Consider the following 21,556-nt stretch of genomic DNA (forward strand, 5'->3'; position numbering starts at 1 on the left):
GCCCCGCCCATTGCGGCGGGGCGCTGTGCTGCTCATCGCAGCACCGCACGCACGGGGTTCGGCAACGGGTGCCTCTTGGCATGTTCACCAGGGCCGGTATTCATCGGTGGATGGCCCGCAGCCCGTGGCGTAGCAAGCCCAGGATGGCGTGTCGGCGCTGCAAGCGCCGCCGGGCTTTCGGGCTGCGCCCCGTGCCGGCAAGCCGTCACGGCCATTCGGCTCCAATCCCTCACGCCTTCGCGCCTGCGGCGCTACGCGCTGGCGCTTGCACTCCAGGGGAAAGCCCTGTGGGCTATCCCCGCCGCGCGATGCTTGGCGCCCCTCGATGCCGCCGAACCGGCTGCGCCGGATCGGCCCGGCCAGCGCCTACGGCTGGGCCGCTGCCGCGAGCTAGCTTTCAGCCTCGCTCATCAGCACCGCCGTGCTGCATTCGAGCGCGCCGGCAATCTTGAAGATCAGCGATAGCGTGGGCTGGTGTTCGCCACGCTCCACCTTGCCCATGTGCGAACGCTCGACGCCGGCCAGGTGCGCCAGCGTCTCCTGGGCGATGCCGCGTTCCGTGCGCAGCGCACGCACCGCCGCGCCGAAGGCTTGAGCCAGCTCGGCGTCGAAGGTGGTGGCGCCGGCCGGTCGGCCGGGCTGGACGGATCGCTTCTGCATGGACAGAAGCGTCGATTCGCAGCACAATTAAAACCACGTTATCTTTAACTCATTCATCAAAAGCTCACTGTTCTGCGCTTCTACAGAAATCCGCATTTGCGGGTTTCAACAAAGGCGCGAAATCACGGAACCGCCATCGTGTTTATGCCCAAATCCGCAGGTACGGCTTTGCGCTTTTGCGCTTCGGCGGATTCGTGCGGCCGGAGGGTGGCGCCATGACGGCACTCATCACCGAGGACGACCGCGCGCGCCTGCTGGCCCACGGCAAGGCCCGCGCCGCTGGCGAGGCCATCGACCCGGTGCCCGTGGTGCGGTTGTTCACGCCGGACGCGCATGTGACCTGGCTGCTGGCCGCGCTCGATCCTGCGGACGGCGATACGGCCTACGGCCTGATCGACCTCGGGCTGGGGATGCCAGAGCTGGGGACGGTGAAGCTGTCCGACCTGGCCGGCATCGTCGGGCCGCGCCAGCAGCCCGTGCTACGCGACCTCTATTTCCGCCCCACGCGCACGCTGTCGGAATACACCCGGCTGGCCGAGCGCGACGGAGCGATCCCGGACTGAATACGGCCTACTGTGACTTTTTCAGTCTGGCGTCATGCCGGGCAGGTCTCAATCGGGATTCTTGCGGCATACCCCGGCCAGTCTGATCGAAACAGTCATGATGCCTGGCTTGGGTTGCGGCAGGCTGGCCGATACGGCGTCCCACGGTCGGGGCGCTGCCACCGCCGCATTGAGACGGAAACCGCAACGCATCGGAGCCAATCGGTCTTGACAACCCCAGTCACCATTTTTACCCATGACGTTCTGACGATGGCGATGTAGCGCGTAGCCCAGCCGTGGCGGCGATTCCTGTTCCCAGGAGGTTGCGTCATGGCCGACCGCGCCGCCGAGCCTTGGTATCCGACTGCCGCGTATCTGTACGTGCTGCATCTGGACAGCCTTGCGCTCGCCTGGGAGTACCTGCGCAGGCACCCCGACTACCGGCTCGACTGGCTGCGCCATCGTCGTCGGTCGCAGGCGGCACAGGAAGCGGCGCAACGCTGGGGCTTGCGCCTGCTGGAAGACCCGGCCCTGGATGCGCGCGACGCGCATCCGGCCTGGCTGCCCGGCCACGCTGCGATGGTGCAGCTCTACCCGGATGAAGATCCGCCACCCGATGCCTCGATCTTCGCGTTCTGGCGCATCCCTGGCCATAAGCAACTGCTCCATGACGGCAAACGGCTGGCGCTGATCGCGCGCAGCCCAGGCCATTGCCTGCGCTTTGCGCTGGCCCCCGGCCTGGAAGACGGCATGGCTGTCGCCTATGCCCATCGCGGCGGCACTGCCGCGCCTGTGCGCGGTCATGTGCCCGGCGTGACCTTCGCCGCCACGCCCAGGCCAACACCTTCCGCGCTGCTGGAACTGCACACCTTGCAGGCGCTCGACGCGACCCTGGCGGGCGCGTCCTCGCGTGAGGTCGGCGAAGGCTTGTTCGGTGCCGACGCCGTGGCCGACTGGTACGCCGACGGCGGCTTGCGCTCCAAGGTGCGCCGCTTGGTGCGGCGTGGCGATGCGCTGATGCGCGGCGGCTATCGCCGCCTAGCACAGCTTGCGCCGCTTGAGAAGGGTCGTTTTGAAGGCGACGCAAAACGACCCTGAGCAAGTGGGCCGCGTTTTCTGAGACTGCCTCCATCCGGTTGCGCTGTGTGGCCGGAGCTTTGAAAGCTATGGAGGTTCACACCATGCGTCCTGCTCCCTTGCGGCCTGCCGCCGCTGTCTCGACCGCTGCCGCGCAGCCCCAACGCTATCTCACCAACGACGAAGCCGCCGAGTACCTGCGCCTGTCGCCGCGCACGCTGGAAAAGCAGCGCGTGATCGGCGGCGGCCCGCGCTTTCGCAAGTTCGGCCGGCGGGTCATGTACGCCGTGGCCGACCTCGATGCCTGGGCCGCCGACCGCAGTTTCGAGACGACTTCCGATCCCGAGTACGCCGAGCACCACTCGGCCGACAGCCGTGCGCGCTGATCGGCGGCGCGTGGATGGCCTTCGCCATGTCCACACCCTTGCAGGAGCGCGAACAGCTCGACCTGTTTCGCGCGCTGCCGGGCGACATGGCGCCACGCGACAGCCAGGACTTGATGGCCTTTCCGTTCTTCTCGCTGGCGAAGTCCAAACGGGTCAAGCCCATCGACTTCCGGGCGGGCAACGTGACGATCCGCGTGGAAGGCACGCAGGAGCACGGCATCGCCACGATCTGGGATGCCGACATCCTGATCTGGGCCGCCAGCCAGATCGTGGAGGCGCGCGACGCGGGCCTGCGGCCTTCGCGCTTGATGCAGGTACGCCCCTACGAGGTGCTGCGCTTCATTGGGCGCGGTACGTCGCTGCGCGACTACCAGCGCCTCAAGGCTGCGCTGGATCGGCTGCAATCGACCACGGTGGCCACGTCCATCCGCGAGACGACCGGGCGGCGATTGCATCGGTTTTCCTGGATCAACGAGTGGAAGGAACTGGCCGATGCCAGCGGCACGCCGCTGGGCCTCGAACTGATCCTGCCGGACTGGTTCTTTGCCGGCGTGCTCGACGCCGCCCTGGTGCTGACCATCGACCCGGCGTATTTCCGGCTCACGGGCGGCATCGAGCGGTGGCTGTACCGCCTGGTGCGCAAGCACGGCGGGCGGCAGCCGGGCGGCTGGCAATTCGACTTCCAGCACCTGTACCGCAAATCGGGCAGCGTGGCGCGCTACTACGACTTCGCCGCCGACCTGCGGGCGCTGGTGGCGCGGCAAGCCTTGCCGGGCTACCTGTTGGGCATCGAGCACGCGTCCGGGATTTCCTCGCCGCTGCTGACCTTCCGGCCCGTGCCGCAAACGGCACGGGGATAACTTCGGGAGAGTCTGTGGATGGACTCGTGCTATCAGGCAACAGAGGTGTCGTGCTATCAGGCAACGAATCCTCGTGCTATCAGGCAACAAAATCGGCCGCAAACCCGCGCCAGCACTGGGTTTCGCGTCCCTCTAACTTCCCTAACTTAAATTCTCTAACTTTTAGTAGAAGCGCCGCGCCACGGTGGATAACCACCACACGGCATGAAAGGCAGCAGCAAAAGCCCGGCTTTCCAGCATGGAGGGCCAAGCCATGATCGTTGCTCTGCTCAATCAGAAAGGCGGCGTGGGCAAGACCACGCTCGCCACGCACATCGCCGGCGAGCTGGCGATGCGCGGGCAGCATGTCATGCTGCTGGACGCCGACCCGCAGGGTTCATCGCTAGACTGGACACAGCGCAGAAGCCAGCAAGGCTTGCCAAGGCTGTTCAGCGCCGTGGGCCTCGCACGCGAAACGCTGCACCAAGAGGCGCCAGAACTCGCCAGGCGGGCCGATCACGTCATCATCGACGGCCCGCCCAGGATCGCTGCCTTGGCGCGTTCCGCGCTGCTGGCGGCCGAGCGCGTGCTGATTCCCGTGCAGCCCAGCCCCTATGACCTGTGGGCCAGCGCGGAGATGGTGGCGCTGATCCGTGAGGCGCAGGTGTTTCGGCCAGCGCTGCGCGCGGCCTTCGTCATCAATCGGCGCGTCAGCACCACCGTGATCGGGCGCGAAGCGCGCCAGGCTCTGGCCGACCAACCGCTTCCTGCGCTGCGCGCGGAAGTGCATCAGCGCATCGTGTTCGCCGACAGCGTCGCCGCTGGCCGGCTTGCACGCGAGACGGCGCCGGACAGCACCGCCGCACGCGAAATCACTGCGCTGGTCGATGAACTATTGCGGTGGACGACATGACAACGACGCCGCCACCGAACAGCAAACGCACGGCCAAGCGCGTCGGCATCGGCGCGCGTCCGCCCGCGAATCCGCACGCCGAGGCGTGGATTCGCCAGGGCGATGCCGATGCGCTGGGCAAGGGCGACCTCTACACGGCTCGCCTGACCCTCGACATCACGCCCGCGATGCGGGCGCGCATCAAGGTGTCGGCCTTCACGCAGGGCGTGACCGTGGCCGACCTGCTGCGCGGCCTGCTGGAGCGGGAGTTTCCAGAGCACCGCAGGGAGAACACCCCATGACTGCATCCGTTTCGTCTGCCGCCGCGCCTGTTGCGTGCGCGGCCACGGCTGCGCACGCAGCACCTTCCGGCCAGCCTGCCAGCACGCCGCTGACGCGCGTGGCGCTGGCCTACATCGAACCGCGCTTCAAGCTCTACCTGCGCTTCGGCGAACCTGCGCGCACGCTCCAGCTCGACCGCTGGCGGCGCTGCGCGGTGTTCCTGCCGGGCGCCATGTTCAGCCGCATCCGCTGGCAGGCCAACGACTACGGCACGATCCGCTGGCAGCTCATGGTGATGCAGGCTTGCACGCCGCTGGATGCGGCGCAGCGCATCCCCGGCGTGCAGCCGGGCGCGCGCCTGCTGCTGCACGCCGAGGGGGAGAACCAGGTGCGCGCCGTGCTGGAGCGCATCGACGCCATCGAGGCGCTAGGCATCGCGCCATCCGCCGCTTCGCCCGTGTACTGGCGCACGCTCGCCAACCGGCTCGCTGCGCGTCTGCCGCTGCCCGAATACACCGCCGAGCGGCACGCCGCCTGGCTGACCGGGAGGGCACTGCCATGACCGCCGTTTCGACTGCCGGCGCCGCGTCGCGTCCTCGCTCGCCCCGCGCACGTTTGCGCGCTCGCCTCGTACTGGCGGGCCTGTCCGCCTGCGGCCTCGCTGCGCTGGCCTGGGCGTCCTTCGTGCAGCCGCTGCCGCGCCTGATCTACAACCCGTCCGACAGCGTGGCGGTCGGCTGGTATCGCGTCAATCCGCAGCGCCACGGCACCGGCTCGCTGCCGCGTCGGCTGGAAGTGGGCAGCATCGTCCTGACCACGCTGCCGCCAGACGCCGCCGCGCTGGCCGCGCAGCGCGGCTACCTGCCGGCGCGCGTGCCGCTGCTCAAGCGCGTGGGCGCCATCGCGCCGCAGGAGGTGTGCATCACTGGCCGCATCGTCCGCATCGACGGCGTGCCTTCGGCCGCTGTGCTGCCTGCCGACCGCTGGGGCCGGCCGCTGCCATCCTGGCAGCAGTGCCGTCGCCTCGAACCCGGTGAACTGTTCCTGCTCAGTGTGACCAACCCGGCGTCGTTCGACAGCCGGTATTTCGGGCCGGTCAGTGTGGGCGCCGTGATTGGCGTCGCGCATCCGGTCTGGCTGGAGTCCCGCCCATGATGGCCGCCGACTTGCTGCACGTTGCCGTGCATCTTGTCGTGCCATCGGGCGTGTCGTGCTGCTGGCCGTCGCCGTGTCGTCGCGCGTGCAGTGCGAGCGCATCCGCGCCGCACTTCGCGCTGCCTTCGGCGCAGCCGTCCAACGTGCAGGTGTCTTGCCTCGAACGCGCCCGGCCTGTGGCCGTCGCTGCGTTCGCCGGCGTGCTGGCTGCTCGTGCAGCAGCGCCGCCGGGCCGCCGCTGCCCGGAGCGCCAGCGAGGGGCAAAGGCGGAAGGCAAGATTGAAGGGCGCGGCACCACGGTGCGCGCAAAGCCAGTCTGCACATGGGTTTGGGGCAGCACGCGCCACAGGGTGGCTTCGTGCCGCCAACAGCGCAAATGCCATGCAGGCATTGGGAACACCGTGTGCCGCATCCGCTCGGGCGCGATGGGCTTGGCTGGAGGCGCATCATGAGCCAGCGCGGAAACTCGGATGGTGATGACCGTTTCCGCGTGCGGCCAGGCAAGCCGAAGCAGCGCGGCGACACCTTCATTGCGCAGGTGCTGCGTCAGACCAGCAAGGCGGCTGGCGTTACAGGCGGCAAGCGCGGAATGGGTGGCAAGGTGAGGGGCAAAACCACCGGCAAGGCGCCTGGTTCTCGTCTGGGGCGCGGGCATACGGCGGCGAGCTTCACGGGCCAGTCCTTGACTGCCTATTCACGCCGGGCCACGGTCAAGGTTCGGCTGGTGTATTTGCAGCAGGCCAGCGGCAAATCGACGGTGCAGCACCTGCGTTACATCGGGCGCGAAGGCGTGGATCGCCAGGGCGAACAGGGACGGGCCTATGGGACCATCACCGACGAGGCGGACACGGCAGCTTTCGAGGAACGCGGGCGGGGCGACCGTCACCAGTTCCGCTTCATCGTCTCGCCCGAGCATGCCGACCAACTCGAAGACCTGCGCACCTATACCCGCCACCTGATGCAGCGCATGGAGGCTGATCTGGGCACCCGGCTGGACTGGGTGGCGGTGGATCACTGGAACACCGACAACCCGCACACCCACGTCGTGCTGCGCGGCAAGGACGATACGGGCAAAGACCTCATCATCTCGCAGGAGTACATCACCCGCGGGATGCGCGAGCGGGCGATGGAGCTGGCCACCGAATGGCTCGGGCCACGCACCGAGCTGGAGATCCAGCGCACTCTGGCCCGCGAGGTGGAGCAGGAGCGCTGGACTTCTCTGGATCGAACCTTGCAGCGTGAAGCGGTAGAGGGATTGGTGAAAATCGAACGCTTCAATGATCCCAAGCTGCAGCGCCAGCGCCTGCTGCTGGTCGGGCGACTGCAACGGCTTCAGCGCATGGGCTTGGCGACGGAAACCCAGCCTGGCACCTGTGCCGTCCACGCCGAAGCTGAGTCCACCCTGCGGGCGATGGGCGAGCGCGGCGACATCATCCGCACCATGCAACGTGCGATGGGCGGCAGGCAGCGCGACCTGGCCGTGTTCCAGCCGGCCGAAGATGGGCACTCCATCATCGGCCGCGTAGCGGGCAAGGGGCTGGCCGACGAACTGTACGACCGGGGCTATCTCGTGGTCGATGGCATCGACGGCAAGGCGCACTACGTCGCGCTGTCGCCCAGGACGAAACTGGAGCAGTATCCGATGGGCGCGGTGGTCGAGGTGAAAGGCTCTGCCGAGATACGGGCGGCGGACAAGACCATCGCCGCGATGGCAAGCAATGGCCTGTACCGCACCGACCATCACCTTGCCATCGCGCAAGGGCAGACTGTCCCTGGCCGCGATCCGCAAGAAGTCGTGGCAGCCCATGTCCGGCGCCTGGAAGCCCTGCGCCGGGCTGGCATCGTGGAGCGCGTGGCCGAGGGGCTATGGAAGGTGCCGGACGACCTGCCCGAGCGTGGCCGCCAGTACGACGCGCAGCGCCTGGGCGGCGTGGCCGTGGAGCTAAAATCGCACCTGCCCATTGAGCGTCAAGCTCGCGTCATCGGCGCCACCTGGCTCGACCAGCAGTTGATCGGCGGCGGCTCCGGCTTGGGTGATTTGGGTTTTGGTAGCGAGGCCAAGCAGGCAATGCAGCAGCGTGCCAACTTCCTGACGGAACAGGGGCTGGCCGAGCGGCGCGGGCAGCGCGTGATCTTGGCGCGCAACCTGCTGGGCACGCTGCGCGACCGGGAACTGACGCTCGCCGCGAAGGACATTGCCGCCGAAACCGGCTTGGGGTATCGCCCCGTGGCTGACGGCCAGCGCGTGGCCGGCATCTACCGGCGCAGCGTGATGCTTGCCAGCGGACGCTACGCACTGCTCGATGAGGGTATGGGGTTCAGCTTGGTGCCTTGGAAGCCGGTGCTTGAACAGCGGCTGGGGCAGCAACTCGTCGCCACAATGCGAGGCGGGAGCGTGTCATGGAAGATCGGGCGACGGCGCTACCTGTCCATCCAATGATGAATGGAGCAAATCAGAGATTCAACACGCCCCCTCATTCGGGCCAGCAATCACTGGGATTTTACCGTGTGTTGGCTTTGATACCGAGGTGATGGACTGCACAACTCTCTCCGTCTGTTTGTGACAGAGGGCTGACTTCAAAGCTTTGCTACTACCGTACGCAAGTGAGGCACGTTTCGGCAATTCCGGTGTGTTTTCTTCTAGTATTCTTCTACCAACAATGCACGTATCTGTTGCAGCGCAGCAGGATCGTCCATGGTGGTGAGGTCACCCGGATCGCGCCCCTCGCACACGGCCTGGATGGCGCGGCGCAACAGTTTGCCGCTGCGGGTCTTGGGTAGCACTGTCACGAAGCGCACCCGTGCCGGGCGCGCCACGGCACCCAACTGCTCGTCCACCCGCTTCATGATCTCGCCCTCCAGCTTGAGTTTCGAGGCATCGTCGTAGAGCGAAGAACTGTCCTTGGCCACCACGAAAGCCATCGCCACCTGCCCCTTGAGCTGGTCGGCAACCCCTACCACCGCCACCTCGGCCACATTGGCGTGGCTGGAAATGCTTTCCTCGATCTCCCGCGTGCCCAGGCGGTGGCCCGCCACGTTGATCACATCGTCGGTGCGGCCCAGGATGTAGAAGTAGCCATCCTGGTCGCGAATGCCCCAGTCGAAGGTGCTGTAGACCAGCTTGCCGGGAATGCTCTTCCAGTAGGTGTTGACGAAGCGCGCGTCGTCCTTCCAGACCGTCTGCATGAAACCCGGTGGCGTGGGCCCTTCGATGACGACCACCCCTTTCTCATCGGCACCGGTGAGTTCTTCGCCGGTGGATTCGTGCAGCAGCTTGACGCTGTAGCCATACATCGGCACACCCGGGCTGCCGAACTTGCTGGCTTTCTTCTCGACACCGTTGGCGATGGTGAGAATGGGCCAGCCGCTCTCCGTCTGCCAGTAGTTGTCGATGATGGGCACCCCCAGGCTGTCGCTGATCCAGCGCGCGGTGGGTTCGTCCAGCGGCTCACCGCCCAGGAACAGGGCCTTGAGGCTGGAGAGGTCGTACTGCTTGAGGTAGGCCGGGTCCTGCTTCTTGAGCACGCGCACGGCGGTGGGCGCACTGAACATCACCGTCACCTTGTACTTCTCCACCAGGCGCCACCAGATGCCGCCATCGGGCCGGATCGGCAGGCCTTCGTACAGGATGGTCGCCATGCCCGCGATCAGCGGGCCGTAGACGATGTAGCTGTGCCCCACCACCCAGCCGATGTCGCTGGTGGAGAAGTAGGTCTCGCCGGGTTCGCCCATGAAAATGTGCTTCATGCTGGCGGCCAGGGCCACGAGATACCCGCCCGTGTCGCGCTGCACGCCCTTGGGCTTGCCCGTGGTGCCGCTGGTGTAGATGGTGTAGCTGATGGCGGTGGACTCCATCCACTCACAGGGCACCTGTGCGTCCAGGTGCTGCTCGCGCAGGGCCGCGTAGTCGTGGTCCCGCCCGGGCACAAGGCTCATCGGCGCCAGGCCACGGTTCACCATCACCACCGACGCTGGCTTGTGGGTGGACAGCCGCAGCGCTTCGTCCAGCAGCGGCTTGTACTCAACCACCTTGCCGCCGCGCGATCCGGCATCGGCGCTGACGATGGCCACAGGGGCGGCGTCATCGATGCGGTTGGCCAGCGAATGGCTGGCGAACCCCCCGAACACCACCGAGTGGATGGCGCCAATGCGCGCACAGGCCAGCATCGCGAAGGTGGCCTCGGGAATCATGGGCATGTAGATGAGCACGCGATCGCCCTTCTTCACGCCCTGCCCCAGCAGCACCGCCGCCATGCGCTGGACCTCGGCATGCAGCTCCCGGAAGCTGTAGGTGCGCTCGGTGTCCGTTTCGGTGGACACGTAGATCAGCGCGTTCTGGTCTGCGCGGTCTTTCAGGTGCCGGTCCACCGCGTTGTGGCACAGGTTGGTCAGCCCGCCCTCGAACCAGTGCGCGAACGGTGGGTTGTCGTGGTTGCACACCCGGTCGAAGGGCTTGTGCCAGTCCACCAACCCGGCCTGTTCGGTCCAGAAGGCATCACGGTCGTCGATGGAGAGATTGCGAAAATCATTGAATCTCATCAGGATGTACTAGGTTAAGTTAAGTATGACGTCACTGGCCGCCAAAGCTGTACCAACGAACTTGTTCTAAATCAAACAGAACGACCACACATCTGCGTCTGCCTTGAGAGCGAACATTTTCTTAATCCGATCTGAAGTAGAAGTAATCAGAGCACCCCTCTGCCGCTCAATTGGCGTCGACAGGATCATCCCTGCTTACCTCAGGAAAAATCCAGATCGAAAACACCATAAACCCGCCCAAGAAAAATGCAGCCCAACCAGCCGTTCGAAGATCAATCGAAAACTCATACAAACCTATCACCCCGAAGAGCATCAAAATCAGTATGGAAATAATTACTTTGAATTTAGTTGGCATTTAATCACTCCGGATATTTGGCAGTCATGTTAGAAGCTTGCCGATTTCACAACGCCATCATTTGAATTGGGTGTACGAACTGTTTTTCGAAGATCTTGCTTCAAATAACGCGTGCTGTAGCCGTTAAAGATATGACCCCAAAATCCTCTTTTGAGATCGGAGGTTCCAAACAACCAATCAAAAATAGGGGTTCCGATACCCATATTAACTTCCATCATCAATGGATGATCGTGATGCGCCGTATGATGCCGGCGCGCAGTATTAATAATCGGCGTATTTCGAATAAGCCAGTTGTCGTTCACATGGCATGAGAAATGAACGAGTTCATAGAACATGTAGCTACCCGTCAGCGCGGCCATCAACAGCCAGCCGAAATTAGGGGAGAGAATCCAGCCAGCGACGAGCGATGGCACGAGAGACAGCAAGGTAAGCACGATCATTGTGAAAGGGGGAAAGAACGTTACACGCCAATCTCTATGATCCGCGAAACGCATTTCTTCGCGCGTAAAGAACTGATGATGCATCAATGTGTGTCGCACATAGAGCGCCCGGAAAATGACGTTCTTGCGAGGCCGATGCATTACATGCGCATGCAGCAAGTATTCGGTGAGTTGATAAGCCATGAAACCCAATGGCAAGGCCAGCCATTCCCACAGTTGGACGTTGCGAAGATTGGCAGCATAGATGTAGAGCGCCGTGAAACCGCTGATGGCAATGATCGCCAAGTGCAGCCAACCGTGGTACCAACCCGCCACACGATGTCGATACTCTTTGCGATATCGACGCTGGCGTTCCTTCATCATAGTAGATTGAAGCTCCATGAAAACCTCCAATTAAATTCACCCCAACAGGGGCATGCCTGCCAACAACACTCGATTTCAGCCGCAGTCAATACCTTGACTTGCTTCGTAGCCAGTTTTCAATATCTGCGGAAGCAATGCTCCACTCATTATCAAAATTTGCAACCATGACCTTCATGAAAGATTCGCAAGAATCAGCGGAAAGATTCAAGTCACCGGTGTGATCCAAAAGAAGAGCGAAAGCCAACTGCCGCGGCTCGGCACCTTCGTACCCCCATTCGAACCCCATTTCCGCATAGCGACGCAGGTCGGTCCGGTCAGGCAACAATTGGCCATCGGCGAGCACTTTAATTCCATCGATAGTTCGATCGCCCGTATATGTCTTCATATCTCGCCCCTGGTCAAGTTTGAGGTTCCGCATCCACGGCACCCGCGATAATTTTCATAACCTCCACGTCCCCGAGAGCTCCGCTCAACGAGCCCGTGTAAATAATTTCACCGCGCTCAATCACCACTAGTTTATCTATGTAATCTGGAACATGATGCAAATTGGATTCAGCCATCACAATGGCTTTCCCAGATTGGCGAATCGCGGCGACTCCCTCCGCTACAAGTGGAATGATGGCGGGTGAGAGACCTTCAAAAGGTTCGTCGAGTAAAAGGAGTTCTGCGTCGAGAGCCAATGCGCGGGCGATAGATACCATCTTGCGCTCGCCACCCGAAAGCTCTGCCCCCCCGCGTTTACGGTATCGTTCCAGCTTGGGGAAAATACGATATGCTTCCGAAATGCGCTCCGCAGCAGGTCTGCCACAGGTACGAGTCCACGTCGGAAGTTCAATGTTTTCCTCGACCGTGAGGTCGGCATACACTTCCGATTCTTCAGGGGAAAAGCCAATGCCCAGTTGCGCAATCTGCCATGTGCTCAAGCGCGCAAGATCTTTATCTTCCCACGAGATGCGCCCGGAAACGGGCCGAAGATAGCCCATCAACGACCGAAAAGTGGTGGTCTTTCCCGCTCCATTTCTGCCGAGAAGACATACCAGTTCACCGGCGCGAACCTCAAGACTGATACCTCGAAGAATTCGACTTCCCTGGATGTCCACGGTCAGTTCGGACACGTTCAGCATGGCTGGTGTTCCCCCTCGTTTTTTTTCTGACTACTGTGGACAGGGCCGATCACTGCTTCAAGCATCAAGGAGTCCTTAAAGAAAACATCCGGAGACATATCTCCAATCACACGCCCTTCCTGAAGCGCGATCACCCGATGCGAGTAACGTGCGACCAGTGTCATGTCATGCTCGACTTGAATGATGGCGCTCACCCCTTCCGAGCGTGCCGCCTTCACTAACAGTTCCATAATCCCGTATTTGTCTCCACTTGAGACGCCCGAAGTAGGTTCATCTAAAAGGATGGCCTTAGGACGAAGTGCAAATGCGCTGGCGATATCAAGGAGTTTTTTCTCTCCTTGTGAGAGAGAACCAGCTCGTTCAAAAAGCTTGTGATGCAAGCCAAGTGTTCCAGCAATATGCTGAACTTCGTCCTCGATCTGAGGATCTTTGGTCAATGTTCGTAATGGATTCGAAGCTCTACGCAACCTTGAACTTACAGCAACTGCGATCGTCTCCCAAACGCTCACCTCTGGAAAAATATTGACCAGCTGGAATGAACGGGCCATGCCCATCGCAGCCAACTTAACCGGACCTACTCCAGCAATACTATTTCCCATGAAATGCACCGTCCCTTGGGAGGGGGCCGCCAACCCCGTCAACACATTGACGAGTGTGGTCTTCCCTGCTCCATTCGGGCCGACTATTGACACGAATTCACCGCCTCCGATCTCCAAAGACACATTCTTTAGAGCTTGGTACGATCCATAAGATTTGGATACATTGCATGCGCTCAACATGGCACTCATTGGGCATCTCCCCTTACACGACGTTGCAAGTGATTGGAAATCGTGCCGATCAATCCTTCTGGAAGCACAAGCACGAGAAACACCAACGTAGCACCCAACATAAATCTCCAGTAGGCCGTACTCGATACCAGTACTTCATGCAGCAGAACAAAAATGAGCGCCCCTACCCCAGGCCCCACAAAGGTTCCAGCCCCCCCAAGAATCATCATGAAAATAAGATTGCCTGACTGAGGCCAATACGCAAGCTCCGGATCAGCAAGTCCAGTGGAAACCCCCAACATCGCGCCAGCGATTGCACCGAAAACGCCAGACACTACAAAGGCAAACAGTCGGAGGCGATAGACACGTACGCCAAGGTACCGAGCCTTGCTCTCATTGTCTCTAATAGCGCGCAGCTGGAGGCCAAGAGGCGAACTGACGATGCGCCAGGTGAGCAATCCGAGCAGCACATAAACTATCAAACAGTAGTAATAGAACGGACCACTGAGAAACTGAGTCGCAGTCATATCCCAATCCTGCCCCAGTAACATCGGCCGCAGGACACGCATACCTTGATCACCTCCTGTCAAGTTGTAGAACTTGAACAGGAAAGAGTGAAGAAGCATGCCAAACGCAAGTGTGAGCATGCCAAAGAAGATATGTGTGAAACGGACACAGAGAGCACCAATCGCCAATGCGAATAGTCCTCCCAAACTCGCTGCTGCGATCAAGATCAACTCAAAGTGGAGAACGCCCGCCTGGGTCGCTGCGGCCGCCACGTATGCCCCTACAGCCAAGAACATTGCATGGCCAAAGGACAGCAACCCCGTGTAGCCAAACAGAAGATTCATGCCGAGAAGAGCGATTCCAAATGCCAAGGCAGGCATAAGCATCACGGTGCTGTACGGCGTTAGCATCAAAGGTGCAATTGCAAGTCCAGCTAGCAACACAACAAATGGAATAACGCCGTTAAGCAACCGCGGCTTCGGCCGAGGCCGAATTCTCGGAGAAATTACGTCAAATACTGCGCTCAAGATGCGCTCCTTCCAAACAATCCAACAGGGCGAATCAAGAGGACAACAACGACAACTAGATAGATGGAGAGAATCTCCACTTCAGGAGCTAACGAAACTGCGAACGCCCGCATGAGCCCGACAATGATGGCGCCAACAGCAGCCCCAGCCATGCTGCCCAAGCCCCCGATCACAACAACTGCAAAGGCCTCCACCACGAGTTCAGCGGCCATGGTCATAGAGGCAGCCGAAGTGGGAATAACCAATGCCCCACCCACAGTTCCTAGAATGCAGCCCAGCGTAAAAACCATTGTGAATACTTTGGATGAATTAACACCCAATGCTTCAGTCATGTTCCGATTTTCAGCCGTAGCCCGTACGATCCGTCCAATACGGGTTCGCTTGAGTGACAATCCTAAAATCATTGCGATTAGGATGCTCGCTCCAATGACAAGAAAGTTATATACAGGGATCTGCAATCCACTTATGTCGATCGTTCCATATATTCCATATAGAGAGCTGTCCATTGATCTCGGTGCAGCACCCCAGAAAAAACGAAAAACATCCTGGAACATCAGCAAAAGACCAAAGGTCAGCAAAAGTTGATAGCTAGGGTCTCGCCTATATACGGGACGTAACAACAACTCTAACGGAGCTCCGACTGTTCCAACGAGTACACCAGACAACACAAGTGCTGGAACAAGAAAAATCATCGGCATTTGCCATTGGTGCAAGAGGCCGACAGCCGTAATAGCAAAAAACGCTCCCAGCGCATAGAACGAACCACAGGCAAGATTGACGACCTTTTGAACGCCAAAGATGAGTTGCAGACCGCAGGCGACAAGAAACAAAATCGCGGCTTGGAAGAGACCGGCTAAAAAGAGGTTGGCATACTGCATTGAAGCATCCATTTCATGCGTGTACGGAATTTTTAACTTAGCGGAGTACGCTTAAAGCACACTCCGCTAACGAATAATTACACGCGGAAATCTGCAGTCTTGATCCATTTCCAGTAGTCTGCGCCTGCAGGCTTCTGCAATTGATCAGAAAACGCGGCGGTAATATCGGACAGCCCCGGGTACTCATGCTGAGTACTGTTCTTACTGAAGCCTTGGTAGAACATCTGTTCGGCAATCTTGTCGGCCCGATAACGCCCTCGGCCACCTAGACTTTCGATGTCGTTTCCGGCAATGGCATCAGCGATCTCATCAGTTTTTGGCCAGCGGCCGGCAGCCTTCGCCGCCTTCTCGACACCGGCTTTGTAAGCCATCAGATTGAAGTAGGCGCGGTCAGCCGATGTGGTCGGAATGGCCTTGTAGCGGTCCCTGTATTCCGCAACAAACGACTTCTGCAATTCGGATGCTCCGGGCAAGTCAAAGTAGAAGGTGTTCTGCCCCAGCAATGCACCCTCGGGAACGAAACTGGACCGCAGGTCATTGATTTGACCACCCGCCACGGTCGACACGATCTTTGCGTTGGCCAGCAGACCTGCCGCGGAGGCCTGCCGAAGAAAGATAGGAAGATCGGAGAGGAAGAGCGAATTGAAAATCAGATCAGGCTTGGCGGCGTTCAATGCCGCCACGTTCGTCGTGAGATCGGTGGCACCAACCCGGATCCATTGCTCAGAAACAACCTTGGCCTCGATGTCATAGCGAGACAACAACGTCTTGAACGTTTCCCAGCAGTTTCGCCCATACGAATAGTCGGAATTCACTCCTGCAATAGTTGCGAACTTACCTTTGAAGCGTTTGATGGCCATGAGCGAACTCATCACTGCTTCACACTCGTTGTCAGTCGACCGGAACACAAAACGAGTTTTTGGCATCGACTCTTGCACTCCGTTTTGTGTCGTTCCATCCCAGCACTGGAGCAGAACACGCTCATCCTCTGCGACGGGGGCGACTGCCAGAGTAACGCCGGTAGAAATCAGTCCATGAATGGCGTCCACCTTCTCCTGCAGTGCCAGATGGCGAAACCGCTCAACTGTGTCCTTGGGAGTGGTCTCCTCCTGAATGACGAGCTCCACTTTCCTACCTGCAATCCCCCCCGACCGGTTGATTCGGTCCACCCCCCACCGAACGGCTCGAATGCTGTCCTCCCCCATGAAGGCAGCCACCCCTGATCGCGGCGCCAACAGGCCAAGACGCAGAGGTCGGTCCTGCGCAAACAGAGGCCCACCCACAGATATCGCCGCCGCACCCAGGGTTGCTTGGGTAAAAGTGCGCCGACTTAACTTCATTTTGTCTCCTTTGCATGACACAGATAGATGAGGACCAATCGATGTCATGCAGTTTCGCAGTCATATGCCAACTTGCATGACACAAGTATATTACATGAGCGGCAAAAGTATCTCATAGAGGGTTTTCCCTTGAAATGAGGTACTAAGAGGATGTGCGGCCGAGAGGTGGCCCCATCGGTCTGAACACGAGTCGGGCGACGACAAGTGGAACGCTGCCGGGGTTGACCGCAGTGCAGAGATGTCCACGGTGGCGGGCGGGCGTCGCTTGCGCGAACGCACGACCGACGCGGTGGGCATCTCGTGTGACCGCCCATGCTGATGGCGATGCCCTCGCCCTTGAGCCGCTCGGTGAACACCATGCTGGTGAACTGCGAACCCTGGTCGGTATCGAAGATCTCCGGCTTGACGTGACGCGCGATCGCATGGTCGAGCACGCGCACGCAGAAGTCCGCTTCCATCGACATCGACACGTCCCTGGCCGGGACCTTGCGGCTATGTCAGTCAATGATCGCGGCCAGGTACACGAAGCCGCGTGCCATCGGGATGCAGGTCAGGTCCATCGCCCAGACCTGGTTCGCACGCTCGATCGCCAGGCCGCGCAACAGGTACGGGTAGATCACACATGCTGCGGCTCGTGTTGGGCTTGCTGTACAGCGCCTTGATGCCCATGCGCCGCATGAGGGGCGCCACGTGCTTGCGCCCGACCTCGAAGCCTCGTGCCTTGAGCATGTGGCGCGGCATGCGGCTGCCGGCGAACGGTTGACCTCCAGCGCCACCTTGGCCTTGAACGCCGGTGAGAAGTTCCGGCGTGGTCTTCTGCTCATGCTCTCGCTCCATGTCAGCCCGCTCTTCGCGGACCGCTCACAGGGCAGAGTTTTCACTCATCGCCGTGTTCAGATTTCCGGGGCCACCTTTGTGGTCCAGCGGCGCAACAAGAACGTGGCGGCGGTGGCACTCGCCAGCAAGAACGCTCGAATCGTCTGGGCGTTGCTGGCCCGTGATCGGCGTGACGAGACGGGTTACAGGAAGGCGGCCGAGGTCGCGTGATCGAACCTTTGAAGTTTCCAACTTCTTGCTGTACGCGAAATCGAGGCAGGGTCAAACTGCCTGACTTAATCTCCGCGCGCCGGGGCCAATTCGCAGCACCAAGGTACCCAAGTTCTAATTGGTGATGGTCTCTCGCGCAAAGCTCTCGATGTAGTCAACAAGACGATCGGAGGCCGCAGCGGCATCCTTAGAGTGACCCCTGGCTATCGCCTCGGCCATTTTTGAATGCAATGTGGCCGCCAGCGGAAGATCTCCAACCCTGCGATAGTGCTCGAACCAGAACCTGCGCGATAAACCGCGCATGAGCGCCATCGTCTTGGTTATGAACTCATTGCGAGCCGCTTTCCACATGCACTCATCGAGTTCTCGATCTAGCTGAGCAAAAAGCCCTTCGTCGCGCGCGCTAGCTGCATGAAGCAGAGAAGCGCCGATCTGGGCAAAATGCGCCCTCTCCTCCTCTGTTGCCCGCTCTGCTGCGAGTTGTGCGAGAAGACGTTGCACTTCCCTTCGCAACTCCAGCAATCGGAGTTGGGTGCGAATATTGGTTTCGGAAACAAGAACCCCTCGCTTGGGGAGGACCACAACCAGTCCCTCTCCGGCGAGACGCTGGAGCGCCTCTCTGATTGGTGTTCTACCAATTTCCAGCAGTTCCGACAAACCATACTCAGAAAGCACCACGCCTGGTGCTAGCTGCAGAGTAATGATCATCTCCTCAAGCCTCTTATAAGCCTGCTCGGCCAGAGTCGGCGCTTCAGTTCGGTTGGAGTTGGATTTTTGTCTCCTAGAGGAAACAGCGAGCGACTTCTTCATGCAATGCCTTTGCCGGTATAAAACGAGCCCTTCGTCAGCGCGATGGGGCAAAAAACAAGTTGTGTCCTGTTGACATGCTAGCTGAACTTGGACAGCACATGGTCCTCGGCCGCTTCGCAGTGCCCTTGCTCTGGGTCCACTGTATCTGGTCCGTTGTCCGCGACCTCTGCATCACCTACGCGAGGAAAGGTCTGCGCAACGTGATTCGCAGCGCCGATTCGGAAGCATCTTGACTACGCCACGCTACGCATGGTTGCTTCAAATCACTGCCCGTACGCGGCGCTACATGATGGTTTCGGTGCCCTTCGAGGCCGCCCCGCATAAGGCTGCGGACGCACTCATCCCTGCGCGCCCCATCAAGCTGCGCCGAGCCATCCACAGGTTCGACAGCGCGAACAGCGTGACGATCTGAACTGTGTTCTTCGCCAGGCCGCGGTACCGCACCTTCGTGTAGCCGAACTGCCGCTTTAATACACGGAACGGGTGCTCGACCTGGGCTCGGATGCTCGCCGTCAGCTTCTCCGCCTGCTCTGCCAGGAAGTCGGGCTGCAGGAATGGGTTCAGCTTGCGGCGGTCGCCGGCGCGCATCGCCACGTGCCACTGCAGCCCCTGAGCCTCGCCGCGCTTGTGAACGCCGCGGTAGCCGGCGTCGCCGAAGGCGACCTCCTCAACGCCGTGCAGCAAGCTGCCTGCCTGCGTCACGTCGTTCACGTTGGCCGACCAGCCCACGACGCTGTGCACCAGTCCCGACTCTGCATCGACGCGTTCTTCGTCGAACTCGGCGCTGCGATCAGCGTGGCGTCGACCACCTTGCACTTCTTCATCAACAGGCCCTTGGCCTGCAGGATGTCGTTGACCACTCGCAGCATGTCGGTCGCCAGGTCGTGCTTCTCCAGCAGGTGGCGGAACCTCAGGATCGTCGTCTCGTCCGGCAACCGCGCCACGTCGCCTGGCTTGGCGAACTCGCGAAACACGGGCATGTCGTGCAGCGCCTCTTCCATCGCCGGGTCGCTCAGCGCGAACCACTGCTGGAGGTAATGAACCCGCAGCATCGTCTCGATGGCAAACGGCGGCCGGCCCGTCTTCGCCTTCAGGTAGTACGGCTTCACGATCTGCACCAGCGCCGACCACGGAACCACGCGCTCCATCTCCTCCCAGAACTCCCGCTTGCGCGTCTTCTTAGTCGACAGGTTCAGGCCCAGTCCGAGTTGCTTCATGCCGCAGATCATCGCAGGGCGCTGCCGTTCACGCTACGCGGCCAGCGCCTGAGTTTTGCAGACATTCCCTAGAGCCCGAATGACGTAAGCGGCGGCAAGCGAGAGTCAGCCTCGACTCGCGTCAAGCTTCTTAGCCAGCCGACAACGGAATCTTGCTGACATCTTGAATATTACCGAGATATGTGTAAGATGCTAGACGGCCGAGACTCTGAACCCCCTCTGCCCTTTTCATATTGCAAGGAGACGTGTATGAGATTCACTGGAAAAACTGCTTTCGTGACAGGCGCCGCGAGCGGCATTGGTGAAGCCACAGCAAGGATGTTTGCGCGCGAGGGCGCGCGCGTGGTCATCGCTGACCTACTAGAGCAAGAAGGCCAAGCAGTCGCACAGTCGATTACCGAGGGGGGTGGCGAAGCATGCTTCGTCAAGCTAGACGTCACTGAAGAGGAAAACTGGAAGGAAGCCCTTCAGAAGGGGGAGCAATCCTTCGAAGCCATTCATATCGTTGTAAGCAATGCCGGCATAAGCGGTATGGTTCCTGATCATGAAAAGGTCGACTATCTCGACCGACTGACGTCAATCCATATCCGCGGCACCTTCCTAGCCATCCGCCATGGCGCCCGCGCCATCACTCGTGCAGGTGGGGGATCAATCATCACGATTTCCTCCATCGCAGCGTATGCAGGCATGCCCGGTCTCCACATGGGCTATTGCGCCGTGAAAGCCGGGGTGTTGGCCATGACGCGCTCTGCTGCAGGCGAGTACGCAAGATCAGGGATCCGGGTAAACGCCATCGTTCCCGGTCTTCTGCCCCCCATGCGAACCTCAGTGGTGTCCGCTGATCCCAAAATGCGGGAAAAGTTCTTTGAAACCGTTCCACTGGGCGGCACCGGTAAGCGAGAAGACGCCGCGAACGCAATCTTGTTTCTTGCATCAGAAGAGGCTGGGTACGTGACTGGCGCCGAGATACTGCTGGACGGCGGCTTCTTGGCATATCGATACTGAGTCTCGCCCCATGAACACCTTTGTGATGGTCCATGGGGCCTGGTCAGCAGGTTGGGCGTGGTGGCGAATGCACTCTCTCTTTTTGGCAGCGCATCACCGACTCCTGACGCCAACCTGTACGGGGCTGGGTGAACGCTCGCACTTGCTTGGACCTCGTATCGACCTGCATATGCACGTCGATGATGTCGTCCGTGCTATCGAGTCGGAGAACCTCAACCATGTCATCTTGGTCGGGCACAGCTATGGGGGAATGGTCGTGACTGGTGTGGCCGACAGAATCCCCGATCGGATTCAACAGTTGATATACATCGACGCACTACTACCGGAGTCCGATGAGTGCGCATTGGATCTCATGCCAAAGGCTCAGCGAGCCGCCATCCTGGAAGACGTCAAGAACAATGGATTCGGTTGGCTGGTCCCCCCAAGCCCACTTCCGCCGGACACCCCTGACCATGATCAAAAGCTCGCCCAAGGGAGGCGCGGACCGCAACCCCTTGCTACGTTCACATCTCCTCTATGTCTAGCGGGAGAAGCTTCAAACATCCCTTCTGCGTATATTTACTGTACGAAGACTGGTCTGTATGACACCTTTGGTCTTTCGGCGTCCCGCGCTCAAGCCCGAGAAGGGTGGAAATATTATGAGCTGCCTGCTTCGCACAACCCCCACATCACCATGCCAGAGCAACTCACCACCTTGCTCTTGTCAATTGCCGATTTAACCAACTAAAAGGCTCCTCCTCGAGTATCGACGGAGTGTGTCTGCGGCCATCGTTGCACACGTAAGGCCAGGCTCTCAACGATTCG

The 21,556-nt window shown here is 60.5% G+C and carries 22 protein-coding genes and 3 pseudogenes; 12 read left to right on the forward strand and 13 right to left on the reverse strand.

Annotated elements, in window-relative coordinates:
• Window positions 1–390: 390 nt before the first annotated feature.
• Window positions 391–660: a helix-turn-helix domain-containing protein gene (locus tag AC1HIL_RS22190; protein ID WP_479670021.1), complete on the reverse strand. Its 270-nt coding sequence runs from the start codon at window positions 658–660 to the stop codon at window positions 391–393.
• A 215-nt stretch (window positions 661–875) separates the two neighbouring features.
• Here AC1HIL_RS22190 and AC1HIL_RS22195 point away from each other — a divergent pair, with 215 nt between their 5' ends.
• The 9 genes from AC1HIL_RS22195 to AC1HIL_RS22235 all read left to right on the forward strand — a co-directional run bounded on the left by AC1HIL_RS22195 (window position 876) and on the right by AC1HIL_RS22235 (window position 8,273).
• Window positions 876–1,223, forward strand: coding sequence for a DUF2958 domain-containing protein (locus AC1HIL_RS22195; RefSeq protein WP_056581638.1), 348 nt, complete (start codon window positions 876–878; stop codon window positions 1,221–1,223).
• Window positions 1,224–1,532: 309 nt separating this feature from the next.
• Complete coding sequence (locus AC1HIL_RS22200) at window positions 1,533–2,300, forward strand: DUF2285 domain-containing protein (protein ID WP_056581641.1); 768 nt, start codon at window positions 1,533–1,535, stop codon at window positions 2,298–2,300.
• Between the two features lie 83 nt (window positions 2,301–2,383).
• Window positions 2,384–2,665 carry a helix-turn-helix transcriptional regulator gene (locus AC1HIL_RS22205; RefSeq protein ID WP_013721771.1) on the forward strand — a complete coding sequence of 94 codons (282 nt, stop codon included), beginning with the start codon at window positions 2,384–2,386 and terminating at the stop codon, window positions 2,663–2,665.
• Between the two features lie 14 nt (window positions 2,666–2,679).
• Window positions 2,680–3,525: a replication initiator protein A gene (locus AC1HIL_RS22210; RefSeq protein ID WP_369882130.1), complete on the forward strand. Its 846-nt coding sequence runs from the start codon at window positions 2,680–2,682 to the stop codon at window positions 3,523–3,525.
• A 253-nt stretch (window positions 3,526–3,778) separates the two neighbouring features.
• On the forward strand, window positions 3,779–4,417 hold the full coding sequence (gene parA, locus AC1HIL_RS22215; RefSeq protein ID WP_056582609.1) for a ParA family partition ATPase: 639 nt from the start codon (window positions 3,779–3,781) through the stop codon (window positions 4,415–4,417).
• Complete coding sequence (locus AC1HIL_RS22220; RefSeq protein ID WP_056582611.1) at window positions 4,414–4,698, forward strand: hypothetical protein; 285 nt, start codon at window positions 4,414–4,416, stop codon at window positions 4,696–4,698. Before parA ends, AC1HIL_RS22220 begins: the two co-directional genes overlap by 4 nt.
• Window positions 4,695–5,240 (forward strand): DUF2840 domain-containing protein, encoded by a 546-nt coding sequence (locus AC1HIL_RS22225; protein WP_056581644.1) that lies wholly within the window; start codon window positions 4,695–4,697, stop codon window positions 5,238–5,240. The genes AC1HIL_RS22220 and AC1HIL_RS22225 overlap by 4 nt, the downstream gene beginning before the upstream one ends.
• On the forward strand, window positions 5,237–5,833 hold the full coding sequence (locus AC1HIL_RS22230) for a S26 family signal peptidase (RefSeq protein WP_056581647.1): 597 nt from the start codon (window positions 5,237–5,239) through the stop codon (window positions 5,831–5,833). Before AC1HIL_RS22225 ends, AC1HIL_RS22230 begins: the two co-directional genes overlap by 4 nt.
• 448 nt (window positions 5,834–6,281) lie before the next feature.
• Window positions 6,282–8,273, forward strand: coding sequence for a relaxase/mobilization nuclease and DUF3363 domain-containing protein (locus AC1HIL_RS22235; RefSeq protein WP_056581648.1), 1,992 nt, complete (start codon window positions 6,282–6,284; stop codon window positions 8,271–8,273).
• A gap of 200 nt (window positions 8,274–8,473) precedes the next feature.
• On the opposite strand, the gene AC1HIL_RS22240 is transcribed toward AC1HIL_RS22235, so the two are convergent.
• From AC1HIL_RS22240 to AC1HIL_RS22285, 10 genes and pseudogenes are all read right to left on the reverse strand, one after another.
• Window positions 8,474–10,372, reverse strand: coding sequence for a propionate--CoA ligase (locus tag AC1HIL_RS22240; RefSeq protein WP_056581650.1), 1,899 nt, complete (start codon window positions 10,370–10,372; stop codon window positions 8,474–8,476).
• A gap of 166 nt (window positions 10,373–10,538) precedes the next feature.
• On the reverse strand, window positions 10,539–10,727 hold the full coding sequence (locus AC1HIL_RS22245; RefSeq protein WP_081266257.1) for a hypothetical protein: 189 nt from the start codon (window positions 10,725–10,727) through the stop codon (window positions 10,539–10,541).
• 29 nt (window positions 10,728–10,756) lie between these two features.
• Complete coding sequence (locus AC1HIL_RS22250; RefSeq protein WP_081266375.1) at window positions 10,757–11,548, reverse strand: sterol desaturase family protein; 792 nt, start codon at window positions 11,546–11,548, stop codon at window positions 10,757–10,759.
• Window positions 11,549–11,615: 67 nt separating this feature from the next.
• On the reverse strand, window positions 11,616–11,915 hold the full coding sequence (locus AC1HIL_RS22255) for a DUF6166 domain-containing protein (RefSeq protein ID WP_082548887.1): 300 nt from the start codon (window positions 11,913–11,915) through the stop codon (window positions 11,616–11,618).
• Window positions 11,916–11,928: 13 nt separating this feature from the next.
• Window positions 11,929–12,654: an ABC transporter ATP-binding protein gene (locus tag AC1HIL_RS22260; protein ID WP_081266255.1), complete on the reverse strand. Its 726-nt coding sequence runs from the start codon at window positions 12,652–12,654 to the stop codon at window positions 11,929–11,931.
• Window positions 12,648–13,442 (reverse strand): ABC transporter ATP-binding protein, encoded by a 795-nt coding sequence (locus tag AC1HIL_RS22265; protein WP_066123746.1) that lies wholly within the window; start codon window positions 13,440–13,442, stop codon window positions 12,648–12,650. Before AC1HIL_RS22265 ends, AC1HIL_RS22260 begins: the two co-directional genes overlap by 7 nt.
• Complete coding sequence (locus AC1HIL_RS22270; protein WP_056581651.1) at window positions 13,439–14,455, reverse strand: branched-chain amino acid ABC transporter permease; 1,017 nt, start codon at window positions 14,453–14,455, stop codon at window positions 13,439–13,441. The genes AC1HIL_RS22265 and AC1HIL_RS22270 overlap by 4 nt, the downstream gene beginning before the upstream one ends.
• Entirely contained in the window at window positions 14,452–15,333 is an 882-nt protein-coding gene (locus tag AC1HIL_RS22275; protein ID WP_056581653.1) for a branched-chain amino acid ABC transporter permease, read from the reverse strand. Before AC1HIL_RS22275 ends, AC1HIL_RS22270 begins: the two co-directional genes overlap by 4 nt.
• Before the next feature lie 77 nt (window positions 15,334–15,410).
• On the reverse strand, window positions 15,411–16,673 hold the full coding sequence (locus AC1HIL_RS22280) for an ABC transporter substrate-binding protein (protein WP_056581658.1): 1,263 nt from the start codon (window positions 16,671–16,673) through the stop codon (window positions 15,411–15,413).
• 305 nt (window positions 16,674–16,978) lie between these two features.
• Window positions 16,979–17,432 (reverse strand): annotated as a pseudogene (locus AC1HIL_RS22285) (transposase); the annotation flags it as partial.
• 156 nt (window positions 17,433–17,588) lie between these two features.
• Here AC1HIL_RS22285 and AC1HIL_RS22290 point away from each other — a divergent pair.
• A pseudogene (locus AC1HIL_RS22290) lies at window positions 17,589–17,720 on the forward strand (IS110 family transposase); the annotation flags it as partial.
• A gap of 114 nt (window positions 17,721–17,834) precedes the next feature.
• Here AC1HIL_RS22290 and AC1HIL_RS22295 read toward each other — a convergent pair.
• Both AC1HIL_RS22295 and AC1HIL_RS22300 read right to left on the reverse strand, forming a co-directional pair.
• The gene (locus AC1HIL_RS22295) at window positions 17,835–18,530 is read right to left on the reverse strand and encodes a GntR family transcriptional regulator (protein WP_082548890.1); all 696 of its coding nucleotides are present in this window, start codon (window positions 18,528–18,530) and stop codon (window positions 17,835–17,837) included.
• 282 nt (window positions 18,531–18,812) lie between these two features.
• Window positions 18,813–19,747 (reverse strand): annotated as a pseudogene (locus tag AC1HIL_RS22300) (IS5 family transposase).
• 249 nt (window positions 19,748–19,996) lie between these two features.
• Here AC1HIL_RS22300 and AC1HIL_RS22305 point away from each other — a divergent pair.
• Complete coding sequence (locus AC1HIL_RS22305) at window positions 19,997–20,752, forward strand: SDR family NAD(P)-dependent oxidoreductase (protein ID WP_056581660.1); 756 nt, start codon at window positions 19,997–19,999, stop codon at window positions 20,750–20,752.
• A gap of 10 nt (window positions 20,753–20,762) precedes the next feature.
• Entirely contained in the window at window positions 20,763–21,479 is a 717-nt protein-coding gene (locus AC1HIL_RS22310) for an alpha/beta fold hydrolase (RefSeq protein ID WP_082548893.1), read from the forward strand.
• The last annotated feature ends 77 nt before the right edge of the window (window positions 21,480–21,556 follow it).

It is taken from the genome of Variovorax sp. ISS6 (assembly GCF_056523145.1).